Source organism: Streptococcus rubneri (assembly GCF_004785935.1).
Lineage (GTDB): Bacteria > Bacillota > Bacilli > Lactobacillales > Streptococcaceae > Streptococcus > Streptococcus rubneri.
The window spans coordinates 1329662-1349797 of sequence record NZ_SRRP01000001.1 but is presented as its reverse complement, the minus strand read 5'-3'; the positions used below and the strand labels follow the sequence as shown (position 1 = coordinate 1349797).

Sequence of the window (20136 nt, the reverse complement as noted above, 5' to 3'; positions counted from 1 at the left end):
AAAGAAGCGTGGTTTAGCCATCGCTTTTTTTCTTTATTTATATTAAAATGGAAGGAGAGAAGATTGTATCTAGCAATCTATAGCAGAAAAGAATGAAGATAACTGAGAGACGTATGACGAAATCGATAGGTGTCGGCCAGGCACATAGCAAGATTATTTTAATAGGAGAGCATGCGGTTGTTTATGGCTATCCAGCCATTGCCCTGCCCCTCCTTCACATTCAGGTTACTTGTCAGATTGTACCTGCGGAGCGTCCGTGGGTCCTTTTTGAGAATGACAGCTTATCGATGGCGGTCTACGCTTCCTTAGAGTATTTGGGGATCGAGAAGGCAACCATCGCTTGCCGGATTGACTCCATGATTCCAGCTCAGCGGGGGATGGGATCTTCGGCTGCTGTCAGTATCGCGGCAATTCGAGCGGTCTTTGATTACTTCAAGCGAGATTTGAGCCAAGAAACCTTGGAAATCTTGGTTAATCGAGCAGAAATGATTGCCCATATGAACCCAAGTGGGCTGGATGCCAAGACTTGCCTCAGTGATCAGCCGATTAAATTCATTCGCAACGTCGGTTTTAGTGAGTTAGAAGTTGATTTAGGTGCCAAATTGGTCATTGCAGATACAGGTATCCACGGCCATACCAAAGAAGCCATTCAGAAAGTCAAGGACTTGGGAACAGTGGCCCTTGCTAGTTTTCATGAAATTGGCCTCCTCACCGAGCAGGCAGAAAAAGCCCTTGCTCAAAAAGATGCTCCCACCTTGGGACGTATCTTAACAGACTGCCATCATCATTTGCAGGCAGTGGGAGTGAGTTGTCCAGAAGCCGATCAACTGGTGGAACTAGCCTTAGTGAGTGGAGCCTTGGGAGCCAAGATGAGCGGTGGTGGGCTCGGTGGTTGTATCATTGCCCTTGCTGCAGGCCAGGAACAAGCAGAAATCATCGCAAAAGAACTAAGAAATAAAGGAGTGGAGGAGTTATGGATCGAAAGCTTGTAAGTGTAAAATCGTATGCCAATATCGCCATTATTAAGTATTGGGGCAAGGAAAATAGTGAAGCTATGGTGCCATCAACTAGTTCTATTTCCTTGACCTTGGAAAATATGTATACGGAGACGCGACTCAGTCCTTTGGGTCCTGAGGCCAAGGCCCATGCTTTCTATATTGATGGGGTCTTCCAAAATGAAGCGGAGCAGGCCAAGATCGGAGCAGTCATCGACCGCTTTAAACCAGAAGGGGAAACAGGCTTTGTGCGGGTTGATACTAGCAACAACATGCCGACAGCTGCAGGGCTTTCTTCTAGTTCCAGTGGTCTATCTGCCTTGGTAAAAGCCTGCAATCGCTATTACCAACTGGGGATGACGCAGGCAGAACAAGCTCAAGCGGCTAAGTTTGCTTCCGGTTCGTCTTCTCGTTCTTTCTTTGGCCCTTTAGCGGCTTGGGACAAGGATACCGGAGCGATCTACCAGGTGGAAACGGACCTCAAACTGGCGATGATTATGCTGGTGTTAAACGACCAACAAAAAATTCTTTCTAGTCGGGAAGGGATGAAGCGGTGCACTGAAACCTCTAGCAATTTCCAAGAATGGATCCGCCAGTCAGCCCAGGATTACCAAGATATGCTGACTTACCTAAAGGACAATGACTTTGAAAAAGTAGGGGAATTGACCGAACGAAATGCTCTTCTTATGCATTCTACAACCAAGACTGCTAGCCCATCCTTCTCCTATTTGACGGATAAGAGCTACGAGGCCATGGATTTTGTGCGCTCTCTTCGTAACGAAGGAAAACGGTGCTACTTCACCATGGATGCAGGACCGAATGTGAAAGTTCTCTGTCTAGAAGAGGATCTGGACCAGTTGGTTCCACTTTTTGAACAAGATTATCGTATCATTGTTTCCAAGACCAAGGATCTATCCCATGAAGAATAAAAAAGCAGTTCGAGCAGGTGGGAAGCTGTATATCGCTGGGGAATATTCTATCTTAACCCCGGGACAAACAGCCATTATTCAGTTTATTCCCATTTACATGCAGGCAGAAATCCAACCAGCATCTACTTATCGGATTCAGTCGGACATGTTTTCCTTTGCGGTTGATTTGACTCCGCAGGCGGACTATGCCCTGATCCAAGAAACCGTGCATCTAATGAACGCCTACCTCCAGTCACAAGGAGTGGCACTTGCTCCCTTTGATTTAAGTATTGGGGGGAAATTTGAGCGAGAGGGTAAGAAATTCGGAATTGGCTCTAGTGGCAGTGTGGTCTTGTTGACCCTCAAAGCCATGGCAGCTCTTTATGATTTTCTCCTGTCAGCAGATTTGCTCTTTCGTTTGGCCTGTTTAGTCTTGATTCGACGTGGAGATAATGGGTCCATGGGAGACCTAGCCTGTATCGCCTATGAAGGCTTGGTTAGCTACCGCTCTTTTGACAGACGGGCACTGGCTGAGCAATTACAAGATCAGGATTTAAACCAGGTCTTAGCCCTGGATTGGGGTTATGAAATCCTGCCTCTTGCCCCTCAGTTGTCCTATACTTTCTTGGTGGGCTGGACCCAGGAACCTGCTATTTCAAGAGACTTGATTAACCAGGTTCGTTCAGCTATTGATTCTGTCTTCTTAGAGGGGACGGAGCAGGCTGTACAAGACCTCTTAGTGGCCTTTCAAGAGGCAGACCGAGACTTAGCCTGGTCTTCTATCAGTCGGGCTAGTGACTTACTTAAATCTCTCAATGAGGTGATTTATACCAAAAAACTGGCCCAATTAAAGAGGGCAGAAGAGGGACTAGAGGCCATTGCAAAATCCAGTGGCGCTGGAGGAGGAGATTGTGGGATTGTCCTCGCATTTGAGGAGGCTGCTGCCCAAGAAATCGTCAGACGCTGGCAAGAAGCAGGGATTGATTTATTATATGCAGAAAGGATGGGAGAGAATGACGACCAACCGAAAGGATGAACATATTCGCTTGGCCTTGGAGCAAACTCCAGGTTACAATAGCTTTGATGAGGTTGAGTTGATTCATTCCTCTTTACCAACTATCGATTTAGATCAGGTGGATTTGACGACCCATTTTGCGGGTCGTGATTGGGACTACCCTTTTTATATTAATGCCATGACAGGTGGCAGTGCCAAGGGGGGAGAAATCAATCGGAAGTTAGCCCAGGTGGCAGAAGCCTGTGGCATTCTCTTTGTGACGGGTTCCTATAGTGCAGCTTTAAAAGATCCCCAGGACAGCTCCTATCGAGTCAAGGACCTTTATCCGGATCTTCTCTTTGCAACCAATATTGGGATTGACAAACCGCTTGAACTGGGCTTGCAGACCATTGAGGAGACCCAGCCCCTCTTTCTCCAACTCCATGTCAACCTCATGCAGGAGCTTCTCATGCCCGAAGGGGAACGAAGCTTTAGAAACTGGCAAGAGCATTTAGCAGACTATGCAAAGCAATTACCAGTGCCGTTGGTGCTAAAAGAGGTCGGTTTTGGTATGGATGCCAGAACTATCCAAAGAGCCATCGAATTAGGTGTCAGGACCGTTGATATTTCTGGTAGAGGCGGAACCAGTTTTGCCTATATCGAAAACCGTCGGGGAGGCAATCGTTCCTATCTCAATGACTGGGGACAAACAACAGTCCAAGCCCTGCTTGGAGCTCAACCATTGATGGATCAGGTCGAGGTTCTCGCCTCTGGTGGCGTTCGTCATCCTTTGGATATGATCAAGGCACTGGTTCTAGGAGCCAAGGGGGTCGGTCTTTCTCGAACTATTTTAGAATTGGTCGAGACACAGCCGATTGAAGAGGTCATCGCCCAAGTCAATGCTTGGAAAGAGGATTTACGCCTGATCATGTGTGCTCTTTCTTGTCAGACACTTGCCGATTTGAGAAAGGTTCCCTATCTTCTTTATGGTCGTGTAAAAGAAGGATATGAACAAATCCTCTCCATCCATGATTAACTTGAAGAAACTAACAAAAATCCCTCCGTCTGCACGGAAGGATTTTTTACTTGCTTTGACGAATGTTCTCTAATATAGCTTGGGCTTTTTCCAGGTTAAAGGGTTTGTCTTCTAGCAGGGCTTGGACCACCGGAGCTACCTCTGACGGACTAGCGCCAGCAAGTAGGGCAAGTGACTTAGCTTGGAGTTTCATATGCCCATGCTGAATACCGGTGCTGACCAAGGCCTTAAGCGCTGCAAAGTTTTGAGCCAGGCCAACGGAAACAATGATCCGCGCAAGAGTTTGGGCGTCGGGATTTCCAAGTAGGTCATGAGCCACTTGGACACTTGGATTGAGTCCGATGGAGCCTCCCTTGGTAGCGATAGGCATGGGAAGAGTCAACTGGCCTTCTAGAACTTGCTGATCTGGATGAGCTATCCAGTTAGATAGTCCTTGAGCTTGTCCTGTTCGGCTAGCATAGGTATGGCCACCCGCTTCAATCGCCCGCCAGTCATTCCCAGTTGCCAAGACGACAGCATCGATGCCATTGAAAATTCCCTTGTTGTGAGTCGCTGCTCGATAAGGATCAACAGCCGCTAATTGACTGGCCAGAGCTATTTTCTGAGCGATTTCGGCCGCTTCCTTGGGATCGCGACTGAGGAAGCGGTAGTCTATGTGACAACTTGCCGTGACCAGGGCATCTGTCGCTAGGTTAGACAGAATAGCCATTAATCCCTGACCCTCGGATAAATCTTCTAAAGGGTTGACCAGGGCTTCTAGCATGGTGTTGAGCATATTAGCCCCCATGGCCTCTTTGGGATCGACAGACAGGTAGCAAATGAGAAAGTCCCCTTTCACCTCTGTCCAGAGATCTCGTGCCCCACCTCCCCGTTTAACGATGGAAGGATAGGCTTGATTGGCCAGTTGGAGCAGTTCTTCTTTAGCTTCTGTAACCGCCTGACTGGCCTTTTCTTTATGGCTAACGTCATAGAGAGCCACTTGACCGATCATTTGACGCTTGTGAACCTGGGTCTGAAACCCACCTGAGCGCTTGATTAGTCCAGCAGCGTAAGAAGCAGCAGCGATGACAGAAGGTTCTTCCGTCACCATTGGGACTTGGATTTCCTGACCATCTATCTGGAAGCCAGGAGCCAGACCAAAGGGTAAAGCCAAGGTGCCGAGGACGTTTTCGACCATTTCATTGGCAAGAGAAAGGGGCAATGTTTCATTGTCCCTTACTGTTTGTAGACTTTCTTCTGAAAGGAGTCCGGCCTGAGCTAGTTTCTCGATGCGCTCTGCTGGACTTGCTTTTGAAAAACCAGTTAATTTAACCATGGTGTTCTACCTTTACATAGGTTCGTTGGTGTTCGTTGATTTCTGATAAGGCATAGGTTTGATCTTGGTAACCTTGGAAGGTTTGATTGCCTTCAGCATCTAATTGTGCCTCTTCGAAGAAGATCTTCTCATATTCGGCAATCGTAAGAGCTTTTCGCTGATCCAATTCTGCCATACGGTTTGGATGGAGCATTTGCTCATATCCTTCGACCAAGTGAGCACTAAAAATCTCAGCGACTGCACCACTTCCATATCCATAGAGGGCGATGCGATCGCCAGCCACTAGTTGAGGCTGATTCTCTAAGAGAGAAAGCAAACCTAGGAAGAGGGAGCCCGTATAGATATTCCCAACCTTTTGGCTGTAGAGAATGGATTGTTCAAAATTGTATTGCAATTGGGCTTGTTTCTCAGGAGAAAGACCCTTGTCAAGAATCTTTTTTAAGCCCTTGAGGGCGAGCTTGGGATAAGGCAGGTGGAAGCAGACCGCCGCAAAGTCATCCAAGGTTAAGCCAGTCCGTTTTTGATACTCTGTCCAAGTTGTTTTCAAGCAATCCAAGTACTGTTGGGTCGAATAAATCCCATTGACAAAGGGTGTGCTGGAATAGTTGGGACGCCAGAAATCCATGACGTCACGGGTCTGAGCAACATTATCATCATTAAAGGCTAGGATACGTGGATTCTGCGTCACCAGCATAGCGACAGATCCAGCTCCTTGAGTCGGCTCTCCAGGGGTGTCGATCCCATATTTTGCAATATCGCTGGCAATGACCAAGACCTTGCTCTGTGGGAATTTTTCAACATGAAGTTTAGCATAGTCCAAAGCGGCAGTGGCAGCATAGCAGGCTTCCTTCATTTCAAAGCTCCGAGCAAAGGGTTGGATTCCTAGGAGACCGTGAACGAAAACAGCAGCAGCCTTACTCTGATCAATTCCTGACTCGGTCGCTAAGATGACCATATCGATTTCTTCTTTTTCTTCTTCGGTTAAAATACTATGGCTGGCACTTGCTCCAAGTGTGACGATATCCTCTGTAATAGGGGCAATACTCAGTTCTTTCAATAAGAGCCCTTTACTGAGTTTTTCTGGATCAGTATTTCGAGCAGCCGCTAGCTCACTTAAGCGCAAGACATACTGGCTGGTCGCAAATCCAATCTTATCAATACCGATTGTCATAAATAACCTCTTTTAATTTGATATCTACTAGTATATTTCGTTACTATTTTACCATATTTGAGAGCAAAACTCCCTTGAAAAAGCCAGAACAGAATGGAAATCATTCTTAGGACCGAGTTGGGCAAGGGGATTTTTTGAAAAAGAGAGGACGAAAATCAAAAAAGCCATCCTTAGATGGCTTTTCAACTCTTATGCTTGCTTATCTTTCTTAGGGTTACTCATAACCCGTATGAAGAGTTCTTTGCATTTGTCTCTTAGAACTTTTTCGTAGAAGACGAGTATAGCGATGTCCGCAATCAGAAAGATCAAGGTCAGATAGAACAAGTCAAATGAATTACGGGCATAGTAAGTCGCTGATAGATAGGAGGAGAAGGCTCCTAGAATCACCCAAGGAAGATACTTGATATACTTGTTTACCATCATTCAGCACCTCGCATACTTTAAAGGATTTGTTTTTTTCACTATCATTGTACTCCTTTTAATCAAAAATACAAGCGATTACATAGATAAGTTTTGAAAAACCAATGCTAGTTGGCATTGGTCATTTTTCTTTTTTGATGGCGTTGGTAAGAATGGTAGAGTTTCAAGACGACAGACCCGCTAGCCATCCCGATAGAGATGACCAAGGCCAGAATAACAACTAGGGTCACACTGGTCACGGCTTGCTGATATTGGCCACTAACAAAGAAGGAGGTGGTCCGATAGGAAATATATCCAGGAACCAAAGGAGCGAGAATAGCTAGCATAAAGACAACGACAGGCGTCTTGTAGATGATACTTAAAGTTTGACTGATACAAGAACCGACAATGGCGGCGATAAAAGTCGCAATGATAACATTGGTAGGTCCTTTCAAGATATAGTAGAGCAACCAAATAGCCATCCCTAAAATTCCTCCAGGGACTAGCATGGAACGTTGCACGTTGAGGACGATTAAAAAGGTAATGATGGCAATCAAACTAGCCACGGCTTGGATTAAAAATTCGATTAGATTCATGATTCTATTTCATAAGGACAAGAGCGACGGTCGTTCCGGCACCAAGGGCAAGAGTAATGAGCAGGGTCTCAAAGAGTTTACTCATCCCAGAGTTGAGGTGGTTGTTCATCAGATCCCTGACGGCATTGGTCATGGCAATCCCAGGAACGAAAGGCATGACACAACCGGCAATAATGAGATCAGTATTGGAAGGAAAACCACTATAGCGGGCCCAAATATGGGCCAAAAAACCAAAGACAAAGGCTGCCGCAAAAGCAGTGGCAAAAGGGATGCGGACGTATTTCTCAACGACTAGAGAGAAAGCAAAGGCGAAGATGGTCGCAATACCTGCTCCTATCGCATCATAAAAATTCCCGCCAAACATGATGGAGAAAAAAGGGGCACTTAGAGTAGCCGCAATGGTTAACTGTAGATTGGTATAAGGGACTGCCTTCTGCTTCAATTGGATCAAGGCTTGGTAGGCTTCTTCGAGATTGATGTGCCCAGAGACTAATTGGCGAGAAATCTGATTGACATCACAGACCTTTTCGATATTGTAATTGGTCCGCAGGATCCGCTTCATCCGCGTGATATTGGCATTTTCGATTGAAAAGAAAATAGCGACTGGCATCGCTAAGGCATTGCAATCATCGATTCCTTGAGAATGAGCAATCCGGATCATGGTATCCTCCACCCGATGGATTTCAGAACCACTCTCTAAAAGGAGGGTTCCTGCCAACATGAGGACATCAATCACGCGGTCCATATCTTTAGACGCTTCCATTGTTCTTCCTGTTCTGTTAATAGATTGTCTCCATTATATCAAAATTTCACTGATTTGTACTAGTGTTACCACGGATTTAGTCAAGACAGGAAAAGAAAAAACCAGCCGTTTCCGACTGGTTTGAAAAATCTATTTGAATCTTAGCTCAATGCATCATCCATAGAAAGAACTTCATGGAAGACACGTTGTGTCAATTCAGTTTTTTGTTCTGGAGTGAGGTATTTAGTGTTTACACAGTATCCAGAGATACGTACGATAACATCTTCACCGCTCATGATCTTTTCGTAAACATCTGACAAGTCCATAACGTTCAAGTTAACGTGTTGTCCACCGTTTTCGAAGTATCCATCAAGGATAGTTACCAAGTTGTCTACTTGTTCGTCACGAGTTTTACCAAGAGCACGAGGTGACACTTGAGTAGTGAGTGAGATACCGTCAGCTGCGTAACCAAAGTCAAGGCTAGCAAGTGAGTTCAAGTTTTGCAACCAACCACCTTTCGCTTTGTTAGATGGGTTAGCACCTGGTGAGAAGAATTCCAATTTGCTTGTGTTCACAGAACCATCTTCGTTGAGGTATACCCCTTTGTGGACTGGTGAGTTACCAGTTTGTTTAGAGTAAGCAACGTTAGAAGTGATAGTCAAAAGTGAAACTGTAGCTTCTGCATTCTTGTAAAGTTTGTGGCTGCGAAGACGAGTAGTGTAAGCTTCGATCAACCATTCTGCCAATTCGTTAGAACGTGGGTCATCTTCACCCCAACGTGGGTATTCACCAATTGTTTCGTAATCGTAGATGTAGCCATCTTCGTCACGGATTGGTTTAACAGTAGCGTATTTGATTGCTGACAAAGTATCAACAGTGTTAGCGAATCCACAGATACCGAATCCCATGTTAGCGCGTTGGTGAGTTGGCAAGAAGGCCATTTGAACAGCTTCGTAGTTGTACTTATCAGTCATATAGTGGATGATGTTCAAAGCATCTACGTAAGTATCTGTCAACCAGTCAAGTGATTTTTCGAAGTTTGCTTTAACAGATTCGAATTCAAGAACTTCGTCACGGATAGGATCGATGTCAAATACTTTATAGTCTTTATGAACGTCGTCGTAACCACCGTTCAAACCAGTAAGAAGAGCTTTAAGAACGTTTACACGAGCACCGAAGTACTGGATGTTGTGGCGTTGTTCTTCGTTTTCTGGGTCAAGTGGAGATACACAACATGAGATACAGCTCATTTCACCGTATCCGTCTTTAGCCATAGTAGTTACACCTTCGTATTGAATAGAAGAGTGTTTGTGGCTCATGTGCATACAGTAGCGACGGAAGCTGTATGGCAATTTGTCAGTCCAAAGAACTGTCAAGTTTGGTTCTGGAGAGTTACCGATGTTGTCCAAAGTGTTCAAGAAACGGAAGTCCATCTTCGTAACACGGTGACGTCCGTCGTTACCCATACCAGCCATAGAAGTTGTGATGAAGGTTGGGTCACCTGAGTACAATTGGTCGTAAGCTTTTGTACGAGCAAATTTAACAGTACGCAATTTCATAACGAAATCGTCAACGAATTCTTGGATTTCAGACTCAGTGTAAGTGCCACGAGCCAAGTCACGTTCAGCGTAGATATCCAAAACGATTGGCACACGTCCAAGAGAAGTAGCAGCACCGTTGATCACACGGCAGACAGCCATGAAGGCGATGTTTGTCCATTGGATTGCTTCTTTTGTATCGAAGGCAGGACGACGTACGTCTACACCATAAAGGTCACCCAATTTAACAACTTCTTGAAGTGCTTGGTATTGAAGGTTTACTTCTTCACGAAGACGGATTGATTCTTCATCGATTTCAGTAATCGCGTTCCAGTCGTTTGCTTTTTCAGCCATCAAGTAGTCAGCTCCGTAAAGGGCCAAACGAGCATAAACCCCGATGATACGTCCACGTGAGTAAGCATCTGGAAGACCAGTTACTGTGTGAGCGTGACGTGCACGACGGATGTTTGTAGTATAAGCACGGAAGATACCGTCGTTAACTGTTGTTACATATTTAGTGAAGATTTCATGCACAGCTGGATCTGGCTCATATCCATTTTCTTTCAAAGTAGTTTCCGCCATACGGATACCACCACGAGGCATGAAGTTCAATTTGAACAATTCATCGTTTTGGATACCGAAGATCACTTCGTTTTCTTTGTCGATGTATCCAGCTGCGATATCAGCGATAGAAGTTGGACGAGTATCGTATGGGAAACGAGTTTCTTCGTAGTGTGCTTTTGTTTCTTCAACAATCTTCTTGATGTGAAGAGAACGTTCAGTTGGTCCAGCTAGGAAGCTTTCGTCTCCATCATAAGGAGTGTAGTTAGCTTGTACAAAGCGTGAGACGCTGGCTCTTTCTTTCCAGTCTTCCCCTTGGAAGCCTTCCCAGGCTTTGTCAAAAATATCTTGTGCTTCAACAACTGTTTTAACAACCATGTTTAAATCCTCTTATATCTTTCTAGCAACAAATCTGTTGCACTTACAATAGTAGTATACCACATAGAAATCGGTTTCACAAAGGGAATAGCAAAAAGATTTTGGATTCTTTTATAATACAGAAGGGAATATATGGATAAACTGTATTATATTTTTGCCTTGGGAGAAGTAAAAATTAGTAGGAAAAAATCGGTGATAGGGATATAATGAAAGAGGAGGTTGCCCATGCTCATATTTCCTTTAGTAAATGATACGAGTCGTAAAATCATTCATATCGATATGGATGCCTTTTTTGCGTCCGTTGAAGAGCGCGACCATCCTGAATTGAAGGGAAAGCCTGTCATTATTGGCCATGATCCCCGTTTGTCTGGCGGAAGGGGAGTGGTATCGACCTGCAATTACGAAGCCCGAAAGTATGGGGTTCATTCGGCTATGAGTTCTAAAGAAGCTTATGAACGGTGTCCTCAGGCAGTTTTCATCTCTGGCAACTACGAGAAGTACCAGGCTGTCGGTCTCCAAGTCAGAGAAATATTTAAACGTTATACCGATCTGATTGAGCCCATGAGCATTGATGAAGCCTATCTGGATGTGACCAACAATAAGCTTGGTCTTCAATCTGCTGTCAAGGTAGCTCGCTTGATTCAGCATGATATTTGGAATGAGTTGCATTTGACTGCTTCTGCCGGAGTTTCCTACAATAAGTTTCTAGCAAAAATTGCCAGTGATTACCAGAAGCCTAGGGGACTGACCGTCATTTTACCCGAGCAAGCTCAAGACTTTTTAAGTCAGCTGGATGTAGCTAAGTTTCATGGTGTGGGAAAACGGACAGTGGAGCGACTTCATGATTTGGGAATTTATACTGGTGCAGATCTCTTAGAAGTGCCGGAAATGACTCTCATCGATCACTTTGGTCGTTTTGGGTTTGATCTTTATCGAAAGGCTCGGGGGATTCATAATAGTACGGTTAAAAGCAATCGCATTCGAAAGTCCATTGGGAAGGAACGCACCTATCGAAAATTGCTGGTGGCCGAGGATGATGTGCTAAAAGAACTAGCTAACCTATCTGAAAAAGTGGCGAGTAGTTTGGCCAAGCATCAGAAAATCGGCAAGACCTTGGTGCTCAAGATTCGTTATGCCGATTTTACGACCCTGACCAAGAGACGAAGTTTAGAAGAAGCAACCAGAGACCCAGAAGTCATTCAGAGAGTAGCCCAGGAGCTCTACCAGAGCCTAGAAAGTAACTCCTCAGGTATTCGCCTTTTAGGGGTGACCCTCACTAATTTTTCTTCCGAGTCTCAGGAATCCCATGAAGGATTTCTAATAGAAGAAACCCCGTAGGTATACTTGACCTACGGGGAATTTTTAGCTAGTTTTTGAAGAACTGTTGAATTTCTTCCTCTGTGAGGCCGATCATGGGATCAATGCTTAAGTAATTGTCCTCTGTTAATCGATAGCCTTGTTGAGGAGCTTGGGAAGCAGGTGAGTCAGAGCGGTTTTCAACTGAGAGGAGCTCCCTTTGGGGATCAGTTTTTTTAATAGGCTCTTCCAGATGGACAGGACTCTGTAAGGAAGAGTCTCTACCTTGAGGGGTTCCATCCGAAAAACGCTCAATCAGATAGGTTTTGCGAGCAGTTCCAGTATTCTTTGTCGCAAAGTCAAATGCAGTGTATTCTCCTAGGAGAATGAGCTTGCTTTTGGAACGGGTGATGGCCGTGTAGATCAGATTGCGTTGGAGCATGCGCCGACTCTGATTGGTCAAGGGCAGAATGACCACAGGAAATTCGCTTCCCTGTGACTTGTGGATGCTCATGGCATAGGCTAAACGAATCTTGTACCATTCATTGCGGGGGTAGACCAATTCATTGCCATCAAATTGGATGGTGAGTTCATCTTGCTTGGATTCGGTATACTTAGCTGGCAAGAGGTCGGTGATGTAGCCAATATCTCCGTTAAAGACATTGCTTTCGGCATCGTTGACCAAGTGGATGACCTTGTCACCATTTCGATACTGGCAATCTAGCGCTTGAAAGAAAAGAGCATCTGTTTCTAATGGATTGAGAAGTTCTTGCATGAGACCATTAATCTGGTCAATGCCAGCAGAACCTCGATACATAGGAGCGAGGACCTGTATGTCTCGGGCCGGGATGCCGTTGCGAAGGGCTGCGCTGGTGATTTTTTCAATCATGGGAGCGATGAGCTCACTCGGTGCTTCAAAGTAGGAGCGATCAGGCTTTTTCTCTGTGAAATCAGGAGGTAGTTGGCCTTTGCGAATCTGACTGGCCAGAGTGACGATAGTCGAATCCTCACCTTGACGGAAGATGTGTTCCAGTTTGACTTGAGGGATGCTTGGGATCTGTAGGAGATCGGACAAGACTTGTCCAGGACTCACAGAAGGAAGCTGATCGGCATCTCCAACGATTAGGAGTTTGGTATTGGAGGAGATATTGCTGAGAAGTTGATTTGCCAGCCAAGTGTCCACCATAGAAAATTCATCGACAATGATGAAGTCAGCGTCTAGATAATCATCCAAGTGACTCGTGTCGTCGTCCCCCGTCATTCCTAAGTGACGATGAATGGTAGCGCTCGGAAGACCAGTCAGTTCACTCATTCTTCGCGCTGCTCGACCGGTTGGAGCAGCTAAGAGGATTGGTAATTGAGATTTCTTCCGAAGGTCCAATTGGTGCAGGCGGGCGTAGGTTCCGATAATCCCGTTAATAACAGTTGTTTTCCCCGTTCCTGGTCCACCTGTTAGCACGAAGACCTTTTGCTGGATGGCTTCCTGGATAGCCTTCCGTTGGATGGGATCGTAGTGGATCTGGAGATCCTCTTCAATGTCATCGATTGTTTGTTCGATTTTTTCTGGTTCGAAAGATTCTTGCTTTCCTTTTTCTAGCAGGCGACCGATATGGCTTCTAATCCCTTCTTCCGCAAAGAAGAGGCTGTTGTTGAAAATCTTAGTGTCAATGTTTTGCACCTTGTCTTCCTCGATGAGGCTAGCCAATTCTTGGGCAATGCTAGCTGGATCGAGCTCGACTGGACGAGATGCTTCTAGAAGTTGGATGGTGGCCTGAAGTAATTCTCTAGCTTCAACATAGGTGTCGCCTGTTTCTAATGAGAGGGTTAGAAGACTATGGACGAGACCTGCTCGGAAGCGTTCAGGGGCATCACTAGCAATCCCTAATTCTTCAGCCAGTTGGTCGGCAATCTTGAAGCCCATTCCCTGGATGTCTTCGACTAATTGATAAGGAGCCGATTCGACGATTTGTAAGGTTTCTTCCTTGTAGAAATCTTGGATTTGGAAGGCTAGTTTATTAGGGATGCCATAGTTGGCAAGTTGGGCAAGGACCCGTTCTGTACCATAGTTGAGCTGTAGTTTTTCGACAAAGGCCTCGCGATTCTTTTTGGAGAGCCCGGAGATTGAGGCTAGTTTTTCAGGAGCTTGGAGAATTTTATCAATGGTATCCTCACCATAAAGATCGACAATCTTTTGGGCCGTTTTGAGCCCAATTCCTTTAAAATGATCACTAGAGAAATATTTCACCAAGCCTTTGCTGGTTGGTTTGGCCCGTTCATAGCGATTCATTTGCAATTGTTGACCGTATTTTGGATGATGGACCAGTTCTCCCCAGAAGCTATAATCTTCTCCTTCAACAATATCTGCCATCGTTCCAGTGACAATAATCTCAAAGTCCTCATAGTCTTCCGCATCTGTGTCGTTAATATCTAATAGGAGGATTCGGAAGAAGCTACTTTGATTTTCAAAAATGACCCGCTCAATAGTCCCGGAGAAATAGTATTCCATACAGAGTTTCCTTTAATCAGTCAGATAGAGAAAGTAAGATATTCTCAAAAGTTGTACGATAGAAAAGAGATTGGAACAGGAGTCCCAACCTCTCAACGGGCTAATAGGTCTTAAATGGAAGAAGTGGCCAAAGGCGGAAAACAGCTTCCCCTTTGATCTGGCTCTTCTTGAAGGCCCCTACTTGACGGCTGTCCTTAGAAACAATCCGGTCATCCCCTAGGAGAAGGTACTCATCATCTAAGAGCTTTTTCGTGAAGGTCGCACTTCCGTCTTGATCGACCGTAAAGGCTTGGGCACTTTGGGCCATTTGTCGGAAGAGCTCTCCATTTTCTTCAAACCCTTTTCCAGTGTAGGTGGACTGTAATTTATCTTCTTTAAACTTCTTGATGTATTCCTTCAAGTAAGGTTCATCTGTCTTCTTTCCGTTGATATAGAGGGTATCGTTCTCGTATTGAATGGTGTCACCTGGAAGACCGATAACCCGCTTGACAATTTCTTTGGTCTTTCCATTCTCTGTTTCACTGGCGACCACGATATCAAAACGATTGATAGGAAGCTTGTTAATCACCAACAAGTATTCATTGTCTGCTAAGGTAGGATCCATAGAATGACCATCTACTCGAACCGGAGTCCAGAGGAAAATCCGGGAGAGTATGATGCTTGTGATGATGAGGATAAAGAGTCCCCATTCCTTTAAGAAGGCAAGGATGGGATTGGAAGAGGTAGTAGTTTGACTGCGTTTCATTGCTTATCTTTCTATCATTTTTTTTGCTTTTTCTGTATTTTTAAAATGGAGTTTAGCACTATAGTCAAGGGCTTGGATTCCATAGGCTTTTAATAGTTGACTAGCGACTTTATCAGACTGACTCCCTGCACCGCTTGGAAGGCTATAGCCGAGTTCTTGACTCAAATCTTCAAGATTTTGGAGGAAGAGGTCTCGAGCAATAATGGAACTAACCGCAACTGCTAGGTATTTGCCCTCTGCTTTTTCTTCTAAGGTAACGGCTTGCGTCACCTGATTGGTTTCTGCTTGAACATAGCGTTCATAATTCTTCTGGGTCGTAAAAGCATCGATGATAATTTTCTCAGCCTGAACCCCTTGTTGTAGGAGCAAAAAAATGGCTTGATTATGAAGAGCGACCTTGACAGAAACGGCGTTATAACCAGATGCAATGACCTGATTGTATTTTTTTGGAGCTAGAAGTAGGGCCTGATGTTGGATCTCCTGTTTTAGAATGGGAGCCAAGGTTCGGATTTTACGATCATCTAAGGTCTTGGAATCACCAACTCCTAAGCTTCTTAGTCGCGCGTGTTGGTCAGGTGTGACTAGGCAAGCTACAACAGCCAACCCGCCAAAGTAGGAGCCATTTCCAACTTCGTCTGTTCCAATCAGTGGGAAGTCCTGTCCTGCATTTGTGACCGTTTGTATTTTTTGTTGATAACCCAAGGCTTGCGCAAAGATTTCAGCTTTGCTCCCTTGCAAGACGACTTTTCCAGATGTATAGATAGAAATCGTTGCACCAGGAGCCTTGAAAAAATACGCGATGTAGGGGTTTTTGGAAGGCATCCGGTAGTTTTGGTAGTGCTGGACGAATGCTTGAATTTCCTCTGGCAGAGGGGACAATGTGATGGTTTCCATACTCCCTATTGTACCATAAAACCAACTTCAAAGGCTAGAAAAAGGAAGCTAGAATTAGTCTTTGAGGATTTCCTTCAGACTTTCTTCAATGGCTTGAGGAGGAGTTTTAGAAGAGAATCGTTGGACCACTTGTCCTTCTCGGTCAATCAGGAATTTAGCAAAATTCCATTCAATGCGTTTTCCTAAGGGACCACTCGCTTGTTCTTTGAGCCATTGGTAGAGGGGGTTAGTTTCTTTGCCATTCACCTTGATTTTTGCAAAACGTGGGAAAGTTGTTTGGAAGTTGAGACTACAAAATTGATTGATCTCTTCTGCACTGCCTGGGGCTTGACCCATGAATTGGTTACATGGGAAATCGAGGATCTCGAAGCCTTGCTCATGGTAGCGATCATATAGTTCTTGCAAGCCCTGATATTGTGGAGTGAGGCCGCATCCTGTTGCCGTATTGACGATGAGGAGCACTTGGCCTCGAAAATGTTCGAGCGAGATATTGGTGCCATCTTGGCTTTCTACCGAAAAATCAGTTACATTCATTTTAAATACATCCTTTCCTAATCACTTTATTGTATCATGAATAAGGCTCAATGAACCCTTGAGAAGTGTTTAAAAAAGGGATTTCTTTCGTACTAGATGAGGATTTTGCTACTGACAAGTAAAGGAGATTTTGATATAATATCGTGAGGTGATTTTTTATGTCCAGCTTAAATAGATACAAATTTACTTTTGGTAATAAAGCGCTGACCCTAACCACTAATCATGACAACCTCTTCATGGAAGAGGTTGAAAGGGTCGCGAAGGAAAAATATGAAGCGATTAAAGAACAAATGCCAGTGGCAGATGATGAGACCTTGGCCATTTTATTAGCCATCAATAGTCTGTCTACTCAATTGAGTCGTGAGATTGAGTTTGATGATAAGGAAAAAGAATTGGAAGATTTTCGACGCAAGGCCCTTGATGGTCTAGTTGGTAAATCATCTAATTAAGGGGAAAATCATATGTTTTCAATCCTTATTTTGTTGATCCTGGCCTGGAGCTTTTACATAGGGTATTCGCGGGGAATCCTTCTTCAAGGCTACTATTTTGTGATTAGTATCCTAGCTTTATTGATAGCAGGGTCTAGTTATCAATCCTTGGCGAAAACCATTAGTTTGTGGGTCCCATTTTCTAGTGCTACGCAGGCTTCTAAGACCTATTTCTTTTCAGAAGAGCAACTCTTTCATTTAGATAAGGTTTTTTATGCAGGTCTTGCTTTTTTTATCCTGTATGTCTTAGTCTATGCAATCGGACGGGTGATTGGACTCTTTGTCCCGCTGATTCCGACACCTGAAAAATGGGAAGAACGCCCCTTTCAGATTGCCAGTGGTGCGTTATCGGTCTTGGTTACCTATTTTGTTTTACAGATGGGATTCACAATTTTAGCGACCATTCCTATGGCGACTATTCAAGATCGTCTTCATGGAAGTTTTCTTATTCGCTTTATGGTGCAGTATAGTCCCCTTACAGCAAGCCTTTTAAAACAGCTTTGGGTTGTAAAAATCTTAGGTGCTTAAGAACTTCTCGTCATGAATTTTCTTCATGATGGGTATAAATAGAATGGAAGGGGAGGCTATGATGAGAACAAGCCTCCTTTTCTGATGTGGAGAAACATGAATAAAAAAATTCTCGAAACCTTAGAGTTTCAAAAAGTTAAAAACTTAGTAGAGCCTTATCTGCAGACAGAGCAAGGCGAAGTGGAGTTGCAGGAACTAACCCCTCTCTCGAAAAAAGAAGCGATTGAGACAGCCTTTCTTGAAATGGCGGATATGGCTCAGATATTTGTGGAGCATCCGCACTTTAGCGTGTCTACGATCCAAGAAATTCGTCCAGTGACCAAACGTTTAGAACTAGAAACATCGCTCAATATTGATGAATTGTTAGCGGTGAAGAAAGTCTTACGCGTGACCCATGAATTAAGAGAATTCTATGAGGAGTTAGAGAATGTTCGCTTGGAAAAATTGGATCGGATTTTTGAAAATCTAGTCGATCTACCACAGTTGCAGGGAAGCCTCCATGCCATTAATGAGGCTGGATTTATCGAAAATTTTGCCAGCGAAAGCTTGGCTAAAATCCGTCGACGGATTCAAGAAAATGAACACCAAGTGCGAGAAATTCTGCAAGAGCTTCTGAAGACCAAGTCAGAAATGCTGGCTGATCAGATTGTTGCTAGCAGAAATGGGCGAAATGTCTTGCCAGTGAAAAACACTTACCGTAATCGGATTGCTGGTGTGGTGCATGACATTTCAGCTAGTGGAAATACCGTCTATATCGAACCTCGAGCTGTCGTCAATCTCAACGAAGAAATTGCTAACCATCGTGCGGATGAACGCTTCGAGATGCTTCGAATCTTGGAAGAAATTTCAAACCTCCTTCGTCCACATGCTGGGGAGATCAGGAACAATGCTTGGTTAATCGGTCATATTGACCTCGTTCGTGCCAAGCATCGCTTTTTACAGGACCGAAAAGGGACCATTCCATCCTTGTCAGATCAGGGTGAAATCCAGCTTTTGCAAGTTCGTCATCCTTTGATCGAAAGAGCGGTTCCCAATGATGTCCACTTTGGCAAAGACCTAACAGAGATTGTGATTACAGGACCTAATACGGGTGGGAAGACTATTATGTTAAAGACACTGGGCTTAGCTCAACTGATGGCCCAGTCGGGGCTGCCTATCTTAGCGGAGTCTGGGAGCAAGGTAGCTGTTTTTACAGAAATTTTCTCAGATATTGGGGATGAGCAGTCGATTGAACAAAGCTTGTCTACCTTCTCCAGTCACATGACCAATATTGTCTCTATTTTAGAGCAGGTCGATGAGGAATCCTTGGTCTTGCTGGATGAGTTGGGAGCTGGAACGGATCCTCAGGAAGGGGCTTCACTAGCGATTGCCATCCTAGAAGACCTCCGCTTACGAGGGGTCAAAACAATGGCAACCACTCACTATCCAGAACTCAAGGCCTATGGGATTGAGACTCTTGGTGTCCAAAATGCCAGCATGGAATTTGATACCGATACCTTAAGACCAACTTATCGCTTTATGCAGGGGGTTCCAGGACGATCCAATGCCTTTGAAATCGCTCGTCGCTTAGGCTTAGCTGAAGTGATCGTTCGTCAAGCGCAAGGGATGACCAATCAGGATCGGGATGTCAACCGCATCATTGAAAAGTTGGAAGCTCAGACCCTAGAAAGTCGCAAACGACTCGAGTCCATCCGAGATGTCGAACAGGAAAATCTGAAATTCAACCGTGTCCTCAAGAAATTGTATAATGAGTTGACCAGAGAGCGCGAGACAGAGCTTAACAAGGCGCGTAAAGAAGCGCAAGAAATTGTAGATCTGGCTCTAGCAGAAAGCGACCAGATCTTACAAGGTCTCCATGCCAAATCTCAACTCAAGCCCCATGAAATTATTGAAGCTAAGTCTCAGTTGAAGAAATTGGCCCCAGAAACGGTCGACCTATCCAAAAATAAGGTCTTGAAACAGGCTAAAAAAGCCCGTGCTCCAAAAGTAGGAGACGAAATTTTGGTGATCAGCTATGGGCAACGGGGAAGCCTTACCAACCAACTCAAGGATGGTCGTTGGGAAGCCCAAGTAGGACTGATCAAGATGACCTTAGAAGAAAAAGAATTTAATCTTCTGAAAGCTGAAAAAGATGCTTCTCAACCGAAAAAACGCCAGATCCATGTGGTCAAACGTTCCAACACAAATGGGCCTCGGGCTCGCTTGGACCTTCGTGGCAAACGATATGAGGAAGCCATGGAAGAATTAGACAGCTTTATCGACCAAGCCCTTCTCAATAATATGGCCCAAGTCGATATCATCCACGGGATCGGAACGGGCGTCATCCGGGAGGGAGTTACCAAGTACCTACGTCGCAACAAGCATGTCAAAAGCTTCGAATACGCTCCTCAAAATGCAGGAGGAAGCGGAGCAACAATTGTGACCTTTAAATAAGCAAAGAGTCAGTCGTGCCTTTTAATCAGGCACGCTTTTTGCTATAATACAGTCAGTTTAAACGGAAAGAAGGAAAGCT

Annotated in this window: 18 protein-coding genes; 8 read left to right on the top strand and 10 right to left on the bottom strand. The window is 44.7% G+C overall.

The features are described from left to right. Window positions 1-113: 113 nt before the first annotated feature. From mvk to fni, 4 genes are read left to right on the top strand one after another with little or no spacing between them, the layout of a single operon-like run. Entirely contained in the window at window positions 114-992 is an 879-nt protein-coding gene (mvk, locus tag E5S68_RS06720; protein WP_135782855.1) for a mevalonate kinase, read from the top strand. After that, on the top strand, window positions 974-1924 hold the full coding sequence (mvaD, locus tag E5S68_RS06715) for a diphosphomevalonate decarboxylase (RefSeq protein WP_135782854.1): 951 nt from the start codon (window positions 974-976) through the stop codon (window positions 1922-1924). Before mvk ends, mvaD begins: the two co-directional genes overlap by 19 nt. Beyond that, complete coding sequence (locus E5S68_RS06710) at window positions 1914-2939, top strand: phosphomevalonate kinase (protein WP_135782853.1); 1026 nt, start codon at window positions 1914-1916, stop codon at window positions 2937-2939. The genes mvaD and E5S68_RS06710 overlap by 11 nt, the downstream gene beginning before the upstream one ends. Continuing rightward, window positions 2917-3933 (top strand): type 2 isopentenyl-diphosphate Delta-isomerase, encoded by a 1017-nt coding sequence (gene fni, locus E5S68_RS06705; RefSeq protein ID WP_135782852.1) that lies wholly within the window; start codon window positions 2917-2919, stop codon window positions 3931-3933. The genes E5S68_RS06710 and fni overlap by 23 nt, the downstream gene beginning before the upstream one ends. A gap of 46 nt (window positions 3934-3979) precedes the next feature. On the opposite strand, the gene E5S68_RS06700 is transcribed toward fni, so the two are convergent. The 6 genes from E5S68_RS06700 to pflB form a co-directional block, all read right to left on the bottom strand. After that, window positions 3980-5248, bottom strand: coding sequence for a hydroxymethylglutaryl-CoA reductase, degradative (locus tag E5S68_RS06700; RefSeq protein WP_135782851.1), 1269 nt, complete (start codon window positions 5246-5248; stop codon window positions 3980-3982). Further along, entirely contained in the window at window positions 5241-6419 is a 1179-nt protein-coding gene (locus tag E5S68_RS06695; protein ID WP_135782850.1) for a hydroxymethylglutaryl-CoA synthase, read from the bottom strand. Before E5S68_RS06695 ends, E5S68_RS06700 begins: the two co-directional genes overlap by 8 nt. Window positions 6420-6608: 189 nt before the next feature. Next, a complete protein-coding gene (locus E5S68_RS06690; protein ID WP_118095561.1) occupies window positions 6609-6839 on the bottom strand; it encodes a hypothetical protein in 231 nt (76 codons plus the stop codon). Window positions 6840-6946: 107 nt separating this feature from the next. Then, window positions 6947-7414: a threonine/serine exporter family protein gene (locus E5S68_RS06685; RefSeq protein ID WP_135782849.1), complete on the bottom strand. Its 468-nt coding sequence runs from the start codon at window positions 7412-7414 to the stop codon at window positions 6947-6949. Window positions 7415-7418: 4 nt separating this feature from the next. Further along, entirely contained in the window at window positions 7419-8177 is a 759-nt protein-coding gene (locus E5S68_RS06680; protein ID WP_135782848.1) for a threonine/serine exporter family protein, read from the bottom strand. Between the two features lie 140 nt (window positions 8178-8317). After that, complete coding sequence (pflB, locus tag E5S68_RS06675) at window positions 8318-10633, bottom strand: formate C-acetyltransferase (protein ID WP_048688403.1); 2316 nt, start codon at window positions 10631-10633, stop codon at window positions 8318-8320. A gap of 225 nt (window positions 10634-10858) precedes the next feature. Between pflB and dinB the strand changes: the two genes are divergently transcribed. Continuing rightward, window positions 10859-11971: a DNA polymerase IV gene (gene dinB, locus E5S68_RS06670; RefSeq protein WP_135782847.1), complete on the top strand. Its 1113-nt coding sequence runs from the start codon at window positions 10859-10861 to the stop codon at window positions 11969-11971. Between the two features lie 28 nt (window positions 11972-11999). Here dinB and recD2 read toward each other — a convergent pair whose 3' ends face one another. The 4 genes from recD2 to E5S68_RS06650 form a co-directional block, all read right to left on the bottom strand. Next, the gene (gene recD2, locus E5S68_RS06665; RefSeq protein WP_135782846.1) at window positions 12000-14435 is read right to left on the bottom strand and encodes an SF1B family DNA helicase RecD2; all 2436 of its coding nucleotides are present in this window, start codon (window positions 14433-14435) and stop codon (window positions 12000-12002) included. A 100-nt stretch (window positions 14436-14535) separates the two neighbouring features. Continuing rightward, window positions 14536-15180 (bottom strand): signal peptidase I, encoded by a 645-nt coding sequence (gene lepB / locus E5S68_RS06660; RefSeq protein ID WP_135782845.1) that lies wholly within the window; start codon window positions 15178-15180, stop codon window positions 14536-14538. Between the two features lie 3 nt (window positions 15181-15183). Continuing rightward, complete coding sequence (gene rnhC / locus E5S68_RS06655; RefSeq protein ID WP_135782844.1) at window positions 15184-16074, bottom strand: ribonuclease HIII; 891 nt, start codon at window positions 16072-16074, stop codon at window positions 15184-15186. A 54-nt stretch (window positions 16075-16128) separates the two neighbouring features. Next, window positions 16129-16608: a glutathione peroxidase gene (locus tag E5S68_RS06650; RefSeq protein WP_135782843.1), complete on the bottom strand. Its 480-nt coding sequence runs from the start codon at window positions 16606-16608 to the stop codon at window positions 16129-16131. A gap of 158 nt (window positions 16609-16766) precedes the next feature. Between E5S68_RS06650 and E5S68_RS06645 the strand changes: the two genes are divergently transcribed. The 3 genes from E5S68_RS06645 (at window position 16767) to E5S68_RS06635 (ending at window position 20057) form a co-directional block, all read left to right on the top strand. Beyond that, window positions 16767-17057 carry a hypothetical protein gene (locus E5S68_RS06645; RefSeq protein ID WP_135782842.1) on the top strand — a complete coding sequence of 97 codons (291 nt, stop codon included), beginning with the start codon at window positions 16767-16769 and terminating at the stop codon, window positions 17055-17057. A gap of 12 nt (window positions 17058-17069) precedes the next feature. Continuing rightward, on the top strand, window positions 17070-17624 hold the full coding sequence (locus E5S68_RS06640; protein ID WP_135782841.1) for a CvpA family protein: 555 nt from the start codon (window positions 17070-17072) through the stop codon (window positions 17622-17624). 96 nt (window positions 17625-17720) lie between these two features. Continuing rightward, on the top strand, window positions 17721-20057 hold the full coding sequence (locus tag E5S68_RS06635; RefSeq protein ID WP_135782840.1) for an endonuclease MutS2: 2337 nt from the start codon (window positions 17721-17723) through the stop codon (window positions 20055-20057). The last annotated feature ends 79 nt before the right edge of the window (window positions 20058-20136 follow it).